Consider the following 13362-nt stretch of genomic DNA (forward strand, 5'->3'; position numbering starts at 1 on the left):
GTCGACCCGCCGGCCCTCGACCCGCTGCCGTCAGGGGCGCCCCGGCCGCCGCTCACAGCAGCGCGCGCACGGCCGCCTCGGCGTCGGCGGGCGCGAGCGGCCGGCAGCCGAGCGACGTCCACCGCTGCCGGAGCGCCGGCTCCGCCCGCGCCAGGCCGAGCCCGCGCCGCACGAGGACGTGCGGGGGCTTGCGCGCCTCGGCGAGGTCGCGCAGCAGCCGGAAGGTGAAGGTCACCGCGGCCGGGCGCTGCAGGCAGATGGCGTCCGCGAGCAGGGAGCACTCGCGGCAGGCGGCGACGAGGTCGGCCGCGAAGATCCCCTCGGCCAGCACCACGGGCGCCGTGCCGACGGACAGGTGGACGGTGCCGGTCCGCCGGCTCGTCGGGATGTCGTAGACCGGCACGTCGGCCTCGCCCTCGCGGCACAGGCGCTCGAGGGCGTCGAGCGCCCGGCCCGCGTCCCAGCTGCCCGGGTCGTCCCAGTCGACGATGCCGAAGCGGTGCGGCAGCCCCGGCTCGTCGCCGTCGCGGTAGAAGTCGTCCAGGGCCAGCACGGGCAGCCCGAGGCGGCGGACCATCGACGTCTTGCCCGAGCCGCTCGGCCCCGTGAGGAGCACGACACGGCACGCGGGCGCCCGCCGCGCCCCGCGGGGCTCCGCGAAGAGGGCCTCCTGGCCGAGCCCCGCCGCCTCCCGCCCGTCCGAGCGCGCGTGCCGACCCTCCGCCTCCTCGGGGCTGCTCACGCCGGGAGGGCGATGGTGTCGCGCAGGCCGGCCCGGACGGCGTCCAGGCGCCGTCCGGCCTCGCGGCGGGCCGCCGCGACGGCGTCGCCGTCGGCCTTCTCGCCGCCCTCGACCGGCACGACGACCTCGCAGTAGCACTTGAGCTTGGGCTCCGTGCCGGACGGCCGGACGACGACGCGCGCTCCGTCCGCCGTGCGGAGGACGAGGCCGTCGGTCGGGGGCAGCCCGCCGTCGCCCGCGGACAGGTCAACCACCTCGACGACGTCGCTGCTCGCCAGCGCGGCGGGCGGCTCGGCGCGCAGGCGCGCCATGGCGTCGGAGATGAGGGTGAGGTCGGAGACCCGCAGCGTCAGCGGCGCCGTCGCGTGCAGCCCGTGGGCCCGCGCGAGGTCGTCGAGGACGTCGAGCAGGCCCTGCCCGCGGGCCCTCTCGGCGGCGGCGAGCTCGGTGACGAGGACGGCGGCGCTGATGCCGTCCTTGTCACGCACGGCCGCCGGGTCGGCGCAGTAGCCCAGCGCCTCCTCGTAGCCGTAGGCCAGCCCGGGCACGCGGCTGATCCACTTGAAGCCGGTGAGCGCGACGGCGCTCTCGAGCCCGTGCGCCTCGGCCACCCGGGCCAGCAGGTCGGAGGAGACGACGGACCGGGCGAGCACCGAGCCCGGGGGAAGGCCCCGCTCGGCGAGGTGGTGGCCCAGGAGGGCGCCGACCTCGTCGCCCGTCAGCTGGCGCCAGCCGGCGTCGCCGGGGTCGTCGTCGACGCCGGGCCGCAGGGGCGCCGCGACGGCGCAGCGGTCGGCGTCGGGGTCGTTGGCGACGACGAGGTCGGCGCCCACCTCGCGGGCCAGCGCCAGCGCGAGGTCGAGCGCGCCCTCCTCCTCGGGGTTCGGGAAGGCCGTCGTGGGGAAGTCCGGGTCGGGCTCGGCCTGCTCGGGCACGGTGTGCAGGTCGGTGAGACCCGCTGCCCGCAGGGCCCTCTCGACGAGGGGACCGCCGACCCCGTGGAGCGGGGTCAGGACGACGCGCAGGTCGCGAGGGCCGGTGCGGCCGGCCACCGCGGCGGCGCCCTCGACGTAGGCGTCGACGAGGTCGTCGCCCAGCGCCTCCCAGCCGGCGTCGGCCATCGGCACCTGGGCGGGGTCGGTGACGTCGCCGACGGCCGCGATGCGCGCGGCGATCTCGGCGTCGGCGGGCGGCACGATCTGCGCGCCCTCCTCGCCGGGACCGCCGAGGTAGACCTTGTACCCGTTGTCCTGCGGCGGGTTGTGGCTCGCCGTGACCATGACGCCGGCGTCCGCGCCGAGGTGGCGGACGGCGAAGGCCAGCACGGGCGTCGGCAGCGGGCGCGGCAGCAGCGACGCGCGCAGACCGGCCCCGACGACGACGGCCACGGTGTCGAGCGCGAACTGCCGCGAGCCGTGCCGGGCGTCGTAGCCCACGACGACGTGCGGCGGCGACTCCGGGCCGCCCTCGCGGTCGAGCAGGTAGCGCGACAGCCCGGCGGCGGCGCGGCGCACGACGACGCGGTTCATCCGGTTCGGGCCGGGCCCGAGGCGGCCGCGCAGCCCCGCGGTGCCGAAGGCCAGGGGCCCGGCGAAGGCGTCGTCCAGCTCGGCGAGCGCCCCCTCCTCGCCGGCGTCCGCGCGCTCGAGCAGGTCGCGCAGCGCCGCGGTCGTCGCCGGGTCCGGGTCGGCGTCGGCCCACGCCCGGGCCTCGTCCCGGCGGGCCGTGAGCGCGTCGGCCAGGGCGCGCTCGCGGTCGGCGTCCGTGGGGGCGCCGTCCCCGGCGGGGGGCGAGCCGGCGCTCACAGCCGCTCCACCACCTGCGCGAGCAGCGCGCCGATGCGCGGGCCCGCCTCGCGCCCGGCCTCGACGACCTCCTCGTGGCTCAGCGGCTGGTCGCCCACGCCGGCCGCGAGGTTCGTCACGAGCGACAGGCCGAGGACCTCGAGGCCGGCGGCGCGGGCGGCGATGGCCTCGAGGGCCGTCGACATGCCGACGAGGCTCGCGCCGAGGACGCCGGCCATGCGGACCTCGGCAGGGGTCTCGTAGTGCGGGCCGGGGAACTGCGCGTAGACGCCCTCGGCCAGGGAGGTGTCGACCTCGCGGGCGACGTCGCGCCAGCGGCGGCTGTAGAGGTCCGTCAGGTCGACGAAGGTCGCGCCCTCGAGGGGCGAGCGGCCGGTGAGGTTGAGGTGGTCGCTGATGAGGACCGGCTGGCCGGGGGAGTAGGCCGGGTCGAGGCCGCCGCAGCCGTTGGTGAGGACGACGCCGCGGCAGCCCGCCGCGGCCGCCGTCCGCACGCCGTGGGCGACGGCGCGCACGCCGCGGCCCTCGTAGAGGTGGGTGCGGCTGCCGAGGACGAGGGCCCGGCGGTCGCTCGAGCCGATCCGGACGGAGCGGAAGACGGGCACGTGGCCCGCCACCGCGGGCGCCGTGAAGCCGGGGACCTCGTCGGCCGGCACCTCCGCCAGGACCTCCATCGCCTCGACGGCGGTGCCCCAGCCCGACCCGAGGACGAGCGCGAGGTCGTGGCGCTCGGCGCCGGTGCGCTCGGCGAGCACCCGGGCGGCGGACTCGGCGGCGCGGACGGGGTCGGCGAGGACGTCGTCCGCGCCCCCCGGCGGCGCCGTCCCGGCGGGCGCGTGCGGACCGGCGACCGCCGGCGTGGTCGGCTCGCCGGGGCCCCCGGCGGGTGCGGTGCTGGCCATGCCCGCACGCTACCGGCGCCGTCGCCCCGCGCCCTCCGGCGGACTCGTGGCCTCTCGTCTCCGGGCGCCTCTAGCGCGGACTTCGTAGCCTTTCGTCGTCCCTGGGCGCCTCTGGTGCGGTCTTCGTAGCCTTCCGCCGTTCCAGGCAGCAGGTCAGGCGCCGCCGACGAGCCCGGACGGCGGGGGGCCGCCGGCCTCGGACGCGCGGCACGGCCGGGCGCGCAGCCCCGTCACGTACTCGGCGGGGGCGCCCGCGGCCTCGGCGGCGTCGGCGACCATGCCGAGGTAGCGCGCCGCGGGCAGCCCGCCCTCGTAGGCGTCGAGCACGTAGACCCAGGCGAGGACCTGGCCCGACAGCGTGTCCACGCGCACGCGGACTTTGCGGTACAGGCCCAGGCCCGCGCCCTCGAGCTCGTCGAGGGCCTTCGCGTCGGCGTCCGTGAGGTCGTAGAGGCCCACGTACACGGCGGCGTCGGCCGCGCTGTCCTGGACGACGGTCGCGAGCGCGCCCTCGAAGCCCCGGTCCTCGCCGCCGAAGGTCAGGCGCCAGCCGTGGAGCCAGCCCGTGCCCGCGAGGGGGGAGTGGGGAGCGCGCTCGGCCATGCGCGCGGGGTGCAGGTTGCTGCCGTAGGCCGCGTACTGGGGCATGCCGGGGACTGTATCCAGCCGTCGGTCGGCCCCGGCCCGGTCGCTGGGCCCGTCACGGCCGTCGGGGCGCGGGGACGCCCGGGGCGGGCCCTGCCGCTGGGGCGGCGCCGAGAGGCAGAATGGCGCCGATGTCTCCCTCCGAGCGCGACGCGAAGACCCCGGCCCCCGACCCGAGCGCCGGTGGCCCGAGCGCCGTCAGCGACGGCGCCGCGCCGTCCGACGTCCCCGCCGCGGAGGAGGGCGCCGGTGGTGCCGAGGGCATGGGTGCGCCGGCCGAGCGCGCGCCCGAGGGCAGCGCTGCCGACGGGGGCGCCCCCCGGGCGGCCGCCCGCTTCGGCGACCAGGACGCCGACCGCCGCGCCGCCGAGCCGCCCCTGCCCGTGCGCTCCGCGGTCACCGACGTCGCCAGCACGCGCGTCGTGGTCCTCGGTGGCGGCCCCGGCGGCTACGAGGCGGCGCTCGTCGCGGCGCAGCTGGGAGCCTCCGTCACGGTCGTCGAGCGCGACGGCCTGGGCGGCTCGACGGTGCTCACCGACGTCGTGCCCTCGAAGACGCTCATCGCCACCGCGGAGGTCATGGCCACCGTCACGGAGTCCGTCGAGCTCGGCCTGCGCTTCCCGGGAGCCGGTCGTGGCGACACCGACGCCGAGAGCGCCGTCACGGTGGACCTCGACAAGGTCAACACCCGCGTGCGCGGGCTCGCGAAGGCGCAGTCCGAGGACATCCGCAAGCGCCTCGAGCGCGAGGGCGTCGACGTCCTCGTCGGGCGCGGCACCGTCCTCGCCCCCGACCGGGTGCGCGTCGAGCTCGCCGACGGCGGCACGCGGGACCTGCGGGCCGACGTCCTGCTGCTCGCGACCGGCTCCCACCCGCGCGAGCTGCCCGACTCGATGCCGGACGGCGAGCGGATCCTCACGTGGAAGCAGCTCTACGACCTCACCGAGCTGCCCGAGCGCCTCGTCGTCGTCGGGTCCGGCGTCACCGGCGCCGAGTTCGCCAACGCCTACGAGGCGCTGGGCTCCGACGTCGTCCTGGTCTCGAGCCGCGACCGCGTGCTCCCGGGTGAGGACGCCGACGCCGCGCAGGTCATCGACGACGTCTTCCGCCGCCGCGGCATGACCGTCATGGCCCGCTCTCGGGCGCAGTCGGTGGTCCGCGACGGCGACGGCGTGCTGGTGACGCTCGCCGACGGGCGCGAGGTCCGCGGGTCGCACTGCCTCATGGCCGTCGGGTCGATCCCCAACACCGCCGGGCTGGGGCTGGAGGAGGCCGGCATCCGCACGTCGACGTCCGGCCACGTCGTCGTCGACCGCGTCTCGCGCACGTCGATCCGCGGGGTCTACGCCGCCGGCGACTGCACGGGCGTCCTGCCGCTCGCGTCCGTGGCGGCGATGCAGGGGCGCATCGCCATGTGGCACGCCCTCGGCGACGCCGTGTCACCGCTCAAGCTGCGGACGGTGGCGGCCAACGTCTTCACCGCCCCGGAGATCGCGACCGTCGGCTGGACCCAGGCGCAGATCGAGTCCGGCGAGGCGCAGGGGCAGGTGGTCAAGCTCCCGCTGGCCGGCAACGCCCGCGCCAAGATGCAGGGCATCCACGACGGCTTCGTGAAGCTGTTCTGCCGCACCGGGTCGGGCACCGTGATCGGCGGCGTCGTCGTCAGCCCCCGCGCCAGCGAGCTCGTCTTCCCGCTGACGCTCGCCGTCGAGCACCGCCTCACGGTCGACCAGGTGGCCCACGCCTTCAGCGTCTACCCCTCGCTGTCCGGCTCCCTCGCCGAGGCCGCCCGGCGCCTGCACACGGCGCCCGAGGTCGACTGACCCAACGTCGCCGTCGCGGGCGGCGTCGCCTCCTCCCGTCCCGGGGCCCCTCCTCGGCGGACTTCGTAGCCTTCTTCCGTCCCGAGGAGCCTCCTGGGCGGACTTCGTAGCCTTCTTCCGTCAACCGGCGGAGGTGCGCGGCCTGCTCACCGAGCGACCTCGCGCGCGCTGCTCGGCGGCGGCCGCCCGGACCAGGGCGACGACGCGACGGGGGTGCCGGAGGTCGTCGGCCGTGACGTGCACGACGGCCCACCGGGCCGCGGCGAGGCGGTTCAGGCGCTGGCGGTCCGCCGTGAGCTGCTCGCGGAGGGCGTGCCACTGCCCGTCGTACTCCACGGCGACCTGCTCCTCGACGAGCGCCAGGTCGACGCGGGCGACCTCGCGACCGTCCAGCATGACGCGGTGCTGGGGGACCACCGGCAGGCCCGAGAGCTGCAGGTGCACGCGCAGCGCGGACTCCGGTAGGGACTCGGAGCGCGGGTCGACGAGACCGACGGCTCGACGCACCCCGACGACGTCCCCGGCGCTGCTGCGCTCGACGGTCTCGAGGAGGGCCTCGGCAGAGCACAGGCCGGCACGCACGAGCGCGTCCAGGCGACCCACGGCCAGGGGCAGCGGGGCCCTGGCCGCCGCGTCGAAGGCGATGCGCGTGGGAGCCGCCAGCGTCGTCGTCGCCCACGGGGATCCGCCCAGCAGGGGCTCGGTCGACCGGCGGACCGTGACGCCGGCGCGCCGCGGGACCTGCGTGCCCTCCGGGATGACCATCTCGACGTCGTCACGGGGCCCCAGCCACCGAAGGCCCAGGACGCTCGCCGCGGAGGCGCCGGTGAGCAGGGCGCCGCCCGGGACGAGGAGACCCGCCGCCGCGCAGAAGAGGGCGTGGTCGGCGTCCGCGGCTGCGGGCGCGTACGTGCCCCGCAGCACGCGCTGGAACCGCGGGCCGAGGAGCTCGGCTCGCGTGAGGTCGCCCCAGCGCAGGGCGTCGCAGCCGCGGAAGACCTTAGGAGCCGGGGCGAGTCGCAGTCTCACGAGCACGGATGCTGGCGCGGACGGACGTCGAGTCCCGTCGTGGCCCGACCGCCTGTGGACGACGGAGCTCGTCCACAGGCAGCGCGCAGGCGACGTGCCTCCCGACGGGGTTCTGAGAGGCGACGCCGTCGCGAGCCGGTTCGCGACCGGACGGAGGAAGGCCACGAAGCCCGCCGAAGAAGACGGCTCTGGCGGAAGAAGGCTACGAAGTCCGCCTCACGAACACCCGGAAGGGGAGAAAGGCTACGAAGTCCCTCCCCTGGGTGCGGCCTCAGGAGGGGTCGACGACCTCGCAGACCACGGCGCCGGAGGCGATGGACTGCCCCACCTCGGCCTGCAGGCCCTTGACGACGCCGGCGCGGTGGGCCACCAGCGGCTGCTCCATCTTCATCGCCTCGAGCACGACGACGGTGTCGCCGGCCTCGACGGCGTCGCCCTCGGCGACCGCGACGCTGACGACCGTGGCCTGCATGGGGGAGGTGAGGGACTCACCGCTCGCGGCCGCCTTCTGGGCGCGGCCGCGGCGGGCCTTGGCCCGGCCGGGAGCCGCGGCCGGGGCGCCCGACGCGACGCCGAGCCCGGCGGGGAGCACCACCTCGAGGCGGCGACCGCCGACCTCCACGACGACGCCCTCGCGCTCGACCGGCTCCGGGCCGTCGGCGACGGGGCCGGCGTAGGGCTCGACCCGGTTGTCGAACTCCGTCTCGATCCACCGCGTGTGGACCGTGAACGGACCCTCGCCGCCGGTGACCTCCGGCGCGAAGGCCGGGTCGACGACGACGGCGCGGTGGAAGGGCAGCACGGTCGGCATGCCGTCGACGACGAACTCGCCGAGCGCGCGGCGGGCGCGCTCGAGGGCCTGGCGCCGGGTCGCGCCGGAGACGACGAGCTTGGCGAGCATGGAGTCGAAGGCCCCCGCGACGGCGTCGCCCGCCACGACGCCGGAGTCGAGCCGGACGCCCGGGCCCGACGGGGCATTGAAGCGCGTCGCGGTGCCCGGCGCGGGCAGGAAGCCGCGGCCGGCGTCCTCCGCGTTGATGCGGAACTCCAGCGAGTGGCCGCGCACCGGCGGGTCGTCGTATCCGAGCGGCTCACCGGCGGCGAGGCGGAGCTGCTCGCGGACGAGGTCGAGGCCGGTGACCTCCTCGGAGACCGGGTGCTCGACCTGCAGGCGCGTGTTGACCTCGAGGAAGGAGATGGTGCCGTCCTGCGCGACGAGGAACTCGCACGTCCCCGCTCCGACGTACCCGGCGGTGCGCAGGATCGCCTTGGACGCGCGGTACAGCTCGGCCTGCTGCTCGGCCGTGAGGTAGGGCGCCGGAGCCTCCTCGACGAGCTTCTGGTTGCGCCGCTGCAGGGAGCAGTCGCGCGTGGAGACGACGACGACGCCGCCGTGGGCGTCGGCCAGGCACTGGGTCTCCACGTGCCGGGGGCGGTCGAGGAAGCGCTCGACGAAGCACTCGCCGCGGCCGAACGCCGTCACGGCCTCGCGCACGGCGGACTCGTAGGACGCCTCGACCTCGCCGCGCTCGCGCACGACCTTGAGGCCGCGACCGCCGCCGCCGTGGGCGGCCTTGATGGCGACCGGCAGGCCGTGCTCGTCGACGAAGGCGAGCACCTCCTCGACGCCGGACACGGGGTCCTTCGTGCCCGCCACGAGCGGGGCGCCCACCTGCTCGGCGATCTTGCGCGCCGCCACCTTGTCGCCGAGGGAGCGGATCGCCGCGGGCGGGGGGCCGACCCACACGAGGCCGGCGTCGATGACGGCCTGGGCGAAGTCGGCGTTCTCCGAGAGGAACCCGTAGCCGGGGTGGACGGCGTCCGCGCCCGACCGGCGGGCGACGTCGAGGAGCAGGTCCTGGCGCAGGTAGGACTCGCCCGGCGTCGAGCCGCCCAGGGCGTGGGCCTCGTCGGCGGTGCGGACGTGGAGGGCGTCGCGGTCGGGGTCGGCGTAGACGGCGACCGAGGTCAGCCCCTCGTCGGCGCACGCCCGGGCCACCCGGACGGCGATCTCCCCGCGGTTCGCGATGAGGACCTTGGTGATCGTGCGCCCGCCGTCGTCCGCCGTCGCCATGCCTCGTCCGCCTCCTGGTGCTCGGGTGCCGTCCGTGGCGCCCGCCGGGACCGACCCGGCTCCGCGCCGCCGGGGAGCCTAGTCCGGTGCCGCGGCCCCGCCGTCCCGCCGGGCCGTCGTCCCGCCTGCGGTCCCGGAGCGAGGGACGAAGGCTACGAAGTCCGCCGAGGAGGGCCTTCAGGGCGGAAGAAGGCTACGAAGTCCGACGAGAAGGGCCGTCACGCACCGGTGGGGCGACGCAGGTCCGACCAGCGCACGCCGACCTCGCCGAGCATCCCGCGCAGGGTGGCGAGGCCGAGGCCGACGACGGCGGACGGCTCGCCCTCGACCCCGGCGACGTACGGGCCGCCGAGGCCGTCGAGGGTGAAGGCGCCGGCCACGCGCAGCGGCTCGCCGGTGGCGACGTAGGCCTCGACCTCGGCGTCGTCGACGTCGGCGAAGCGCACGGTCGTCGACGAGACGGCGCCGAGCGTGGCGCCCGTGCCGCCGTCCTCGCGCGCATCCACGAGCCAGTGGCCGGTGTGGAGGACGCCCGAGCGGCCGCGCATGCGCCGCCAGCGCGCCGCGGCCTCGGCGGCGTCGACCGGCTTGCCGTGCACCTCGCCGTCCAGCTCGAGCACCGAGTCGCAGCCGACGACGAGCAGCGGCTCGTCCTCGGCCACGTCGAGCTCGTCGAGCCGGCCGGCGACGTCCTCGGCCTTCGCGCGGGCGAGGACGAGGCAGACGTCCTCGGCGTCGGTGACGCCGTAGCGCTCGACGACGGCGGGCTCGTCGACCCCGCTGACGAGCACGAGCGGGTCGGTGCCCGCCGAGCGCAGGAGCGCGAGCCGGGCGGGGGAGGCGGAGGCGAGGACGAGGCGCACGCGAGGACCGTAGACGCGGTGGCCGCGGACGCCGCCACCCGCCCCGGCGCCGGAGGGACGGCGCGAGGGCTCGGCGCGTCGGGGACGCCGCAGGCCCGCTCCCGGCGGGGGAGCGGGCCTGCGGCGGCGGTGCCCCGCGAGCGGGGCGGGAGCGGGTCAGGCCGGGGCGCCGACCCGGGTGCCGTCGTCGGCGCCGCGACGGGCGTCGTCGGCCTCGCCGGTGCGCACGCCGGCGTCCTCGCGCTCGTCGTCGCGGGGCGCGAGCGGGTCGCGGCCGCGGGGGGCGTGGTAGGCCTCGACGTCGAGGATGCCCTCGCGCTTGGCCACGATCGCCGGGACGAGCGCCTGCCCGGCGACGTTGGTGGCCGTGCGGATCATGTCGAGGATCGGGTCGATGGCCAGGAGCAGGCCGACGCCCTCGAGCGGCAGGCCGAGCGTCGAGAGGGTCAGCGTGAGCATGACCACGGCGCCGGTGAGGCCCGCCGTGGCGGCCGAGCCGACGACCGACACGAAGGCGATGAGCAGGTAGTCGGTGATGCCGAGGTCGATCCCGAACAGCTGGGCGACCGTGATGGCCGCGAGCGCGGGGTAGATCGCGGCGCAGGAGTCCATCTTCGTCGTGGCGGCGAGCGGCACGGCGAAGGAGGCGTAGGTCCGCGGGACGCCGAGGTTCCGCTCGGCGACGCGCTGGGTCACCGGCAGCGTGCCCACCGAGCTGCGGGAGACGAAGGCCAGCGTGATGGCGGGCCAGGCGCCCGAGAGGTACTTGCGCGCGGACAGCCCGTGGAGGCGGGCGAGGAGCGGGTACACGCCGAGCATCACGATGAGCGACCCGACGTAGACGTCGGCGGTGAAGACGGCGAGCGGCGCGACGAGGTCCCAGCCGTAGGAGGCGACGGCGTTGCCGAGCAGGCCCGCGGTGCCGATCGGGGTGAGGCGGATGACCCACCAGAGCGCGGTCTGGGTCACGGCGAGCGCGGAGCGGACGACGGCGAGGAACGGCTCGGCCTTCTCGCCGGTCTTGAGGATGGCCGCGCCGATGACGAGCGCGAGCACGACGAGGGACAGGACGCCGAAGGACAGGCTCGTCGACGCCGTCGCCGAGGTGCCCGAGGGGTCGACCGCGACGTCCGTGCGCGCGCCGAGGCTGAAGATGTTGGCCGGCACGAGCTGGTCGAGGAAGTCGGTCCACCCGCCCTGCGTGCTGGAGGCCGTGGCGCCCTCCGTGCTGATGTCGGCGTTGGCGCCGGGGTTCGTCAGCAGGCCGATGCCGATGCCGATGGTCACGGCGATCAGCGAGGTGATGGCGAACCACAGCAGCGTCTGCCCGGCCAGCCGGGCGGCGTTCGTCACCTCCCGCAGGTTGGCGATCGAGACGATGATCGCCGTCACGACGAGCGGCGGGACGACGACCCGCAGGAGCTGGACGAAGGTGCTGCCGATGGTGGCGAGGGTGGTCGTCAGGGCGTTGGGGTCCTCGGAGGTGCCCCCGAGCGAGCGGGCGAGGACGCCGAGCCCGACGCCGACCACGAGGCCGATCAGGATCTGGGCGCCGAAGGGGATGCGCGCGGCGCGGCGGAGGAGAGTCACGGCGGCTCGCAACCACCGCTGGGTCCGGCGTCATTCCCGGCTATCCCGACCTCCGCGGTCGGGATAGCCGGCGAGCGGCCCGCGACCGGCTCAGGCGGCCGGCGACATCGCCGCGCGCAGCACGTCCAGCCCCACGGCGCCGAGGTCGAGCGCGCGCCGGTGGAAGGCGCGCAGGTCGAAGGCCTCGCCCTCCCGGGCGCGCACCTCCTCGCGCAGCTGCAGCCACAGGCGCTCGCCGACCTTGTACGACGGCGCCTGCCCCGGCCAGCCCAGGTAGCGCAGGTGCTCGAAGCGGCGCACCGGCTCGTCCTGGCGCGCGTGGGCCGTGAGGTAGGCCCAGACCTTGTCGGCGTCCCAGGTGCCGCCGCCGACCTCGGCGGGCGCGGCGAGGCCGCAGTGCAGGCCGATGTCGACGACCACGCGGGAGGCGCGCAGCACCGAGCCGACGAGCATCCCCATGCGGTCGCCCGGGTCGTCGAGGTGTCCCAGCTCGGCCATGAGGCGCTCGGCGTAGAGCGCCCAGCCCTCGCCGTACCCGCTGCTCCAGGCCATCGTGCGGCGCCAGCGGTTGAGGACGTCGGAGCGCACCATGGCGTGCCCGACCTGCAGGTGGTGGCCGGGGACGCCCTCGTGGAAGACGGTCGTCGTGTCCAGCCAGGTGGAGAACGAGGTCTGCCCGGGCGGCACGGAGAACCACATGCGCCCCGGCCGGCTGAGGTCCTCGCTGGGCCCCGTGTAGTAGATGGCGCCCGACGCCGACGGGGCGATGCGGCACTCGAGGCGCCGCAGCGGCGCGGGGACGTCGAAGTGCTCACGCCCCAGCTCCTCGACGGCCCAGTCGGAGAGGCGCTGCATCCAGGCGGTGAAGGCGGCGGCGTCGGGCAGCCGGCGGGCGGGGTCCGCGTCGAGGACGGCGATGGCCTCCTCGACGCCGGCTCCGGGGCGGATCCGCTCCGCGACCCGGGCCATCTCCGCCTCGATGAGCGCGACCTCCTCGAGGCCCCACGCGTAGGTCTCCTCGAGGTCGACCTCGGCGCCGAGGAAGAGGCGGCTGCGCAGCGCGTACTCCTCGCGGCCGCAGGCGTCCTCCTCGCGGGCGCGGGGGAGGACGTCCTCGACGAGCGCCCGCGCGAGGTCGGCGTAGGCGCCGCGGGCGGCGGCGGCACCGCGCTCGAGGTCGGCGGCCAGCGCGTCCCCGGGGGCCGCGCCGTCGGGGCGGGCCCCGGCGACGAGGGCGTCGAAGAAGCCGCCGGCCCCGGCGAACTCGGCGGCCTGCTCGGCGCCGGCGCGCACCTGGCGCCGCGCGGGCGCCCGGCCGCCGTCGCACGCGGCCCGCAGGGACGTCGCGTAGCCGGCGAGCGCGTCCGGCACGAGCGCCAGCCGCCGGGCGACGACGGCCCATTCGTCCGCCGTCGCCACCGGCATGAGGTCGAAGACCTCGCGGACGTCCTGCAGCGGCGTCGCGAGCACGGTGACCTCGCCCGAGCCGACGCCCGCGCCCGCCATCTCGACCTCGAGGCCGAGCCGCTCGCGCATCGCCGCGACGGTGACGGCGTCGACGTCGTCGCGCACCGCGTCGGCGGGCAGGGCCTCGAGCGCCGCGAGCGTGCGCCGGGCGAGGTCGGCGCGCGCGACGTCGCCGGCGGGTGAGTAGTCGGTCATCTCGTCGTCGTGCCCGGGCGCGCCCATGCCGGTGGCCGCGACCGGGTCGAGCGCGGCGTAGGCGTCGACGTGGGCGTCCGCGAGCTCGTCGACGGCGGAGGGCTGGCGGGGGGCGGTGGCGTCGGGCACCGCCGCACCCTAGGCGGGTGCCCGGACCTCGGACGGCGACCCCCTGATGGAGGCACCCGGGCCGCCGAGGCGGTCGACCAGGAGCACGACGTGCGGGG

At 76.9% G+C, this 13362-nt stretch carries 10 protein-coding genes; 1 reads left to right on the forward strand and 9 read right to left on the reverse strand.

What is annotated here, in order from left to right; genetic code table 11:
• Positions 1 to 52: 52 nt before the first annotated feature.
• The 4 genes from Q0789_RS08510 to Q0789_RS08525 form a co-directional block, all read right to left on the reverse strand.
• Entirely contained in the window at positions 53 to 742 is a 690-nt protein-coding gene (locus Q0789_RS08510) for a uridine kinase (RefSeq protein WP_298804183.1), read from the reverse strand.
• Positions 739 to 2484 carry a phospho-sugar mutase gene (locus Q0789_RS08515; RefSeq protein WP_366917692.1) on the reverse strand — a complete coding sequence of 582 codons (1746 nt, stop codon included), beginning with the start codon at positions 2482 to 2484 and terminating at the stop codon, positions 739 to 741. Before Q0789_RS08515 ends, Q0789_RS08510 begins: the two co-directional genes overlap by 4 nt.
• A gap of 59 nt (positions 2485 to 2543) precedes the next feature.
• Positions 2544 to 3449, reverse strand: coding sequence for a purine-nucleoside phosphorylase (locus tag Q0789_RS08520; protein ID WP_298804187.1), 906 nt, complete (start codon positions 3447 to 3449; stop codon positions 2544 to 2546).
• A 153-nt stretch (positions 3450 to 3602) separates the two neighbouring features.
• Positions 3603 to 4097: a gamma-glutamylcyclotransferase family protein gene (locus Q0789_RS08525; protein ID WP_298804191.1), complete on the reverse strand. Its 495-nt coding sequence runs from the start codon at positions 4095 to 4097 to the stop codon at positions 3603 to 3605.
• Positions 4098 to 4225: 128 nt separating this feature from the next.
• On the opposite strand from Q0789_RS08525, the gene Q0789_RS08530 reads away from it, so the two are divergent.
• Positions 4226 to 5917: an NAD(P)H-quinone dehydrogenase gene (locus Q0789_RS08530; RefSeq protein WP_298804193.1), complete on the forward strand. Its 1692-nt coding sequence runs from the start codon at positions 4226 to 4228 to the stop codon at positions 5915 to 5917.
• Positions 5918 to 6037: 120 nt separating this feature from the next.
• Here the strand turns inward: Q0789_RS08530 and Q0789_RS08535 are convergent, their stop codons facing one another.
• From Q0789_RS08535 to Q0789_RS08555, 5 genes are all read right to left on the reverse strand, one after another.
• Positions 6038 to 6946: a hypothetical protein gene (locus Q0789_RS08535; protein ID WP_298804194.1), complete on the reverse strand. Its 909-nt coding sequence runs from the start codon at positions 6944 to 6946 to the stop codon at positions 6038 to 6040.
• A gap of 271 nt (positions 6947 to 7217) precedes the next feature.
• Positions 7218 to 8990 carry a biotin carboxylase N-terminal domain-containing protein gene (locus Q0789_RS08540; protein ID WP_366917693.1) on the reverse strand — a complete coding sequence of 591 codons (1773 nt, stop codon included), beginning with the start codon at positions 8988 to 8990 and terminating at the stop codon, positions 7218 to 7220.
• 248 nt (positions 8991 to 9238) lie between these two features.
• On the reverse strand, positions 9239 to 9883 hold the full coding sequence (locus Q0789_RS08545; protein ID WP_298804197.1) for a nucleoside triphosphate pyrophosphatase: 645 nt from the start codon (positions 9881 to 9883) through the stop codon (positions 9239 to 9241).
• Positions 9884 to 10039: 156 nt separating this feature from the next.
• Positions 10040 to 11473, reverse strand: coding sequence for a dicarboxylate/amino acid:cation symporter (locus Q0789_RS08550; protein ID WP_298804199.1), 1434 nt, complete (start codon positions 11471 to 11473; stop codon positions 10040 to 10042).
• A 90-nt stretch (positions 11474 to 11563) separates the two neighbouring features.
• Positions 11564 to 13264 (reverse strand): DUF885 domain-containing protein, encoded by a 1701-nt coding sequence (locus Q0789_RS08555; protein ID WP_298804201.1) that lies wholly within the window; start codon positions 13262 to 13264, stop codon positions 11564 to 11566.
• Between the last annotated feature and the right edge of the window lie 98 nt (positions 13265 to 13362).

The organism is uncultured Pseudokineococcus sp. (assembly GCF_947499845.1).
In the GTDB taxonomy this organism is placed as follows: domain Bacteria; phylum Actinomycetota; class Actinomycetes; order Actinomycetales; family Quadrisphaeraceae; genus Pseudokineococcus.

Bases quoted from the DNA above. Each gene is read 5' to 3' on its own strand.
- Q0789_RS08520 (WP_298804187.1), bottom strand. From the start codon at position 3,449: ATGGCCAGCACCGCACCCGCCGGGGGCCCCGGCGAGCCGACCACGCCG.
- Q0789_RS08525 (WP_298804191.1), bottom strand. From the start codon at position 4,097: ATGCCCCAGTACGCGGCCTACGGCAGCAACCTGCACCCCGCGCGCATG.
- Q0789_RS08530 (WP_298804193.1), top strand. From the start codon at position 4,226: ATGTCTCCCTCCGAGCGCGACGCGAAGACCCCGGCCCCCGACCCGAGC.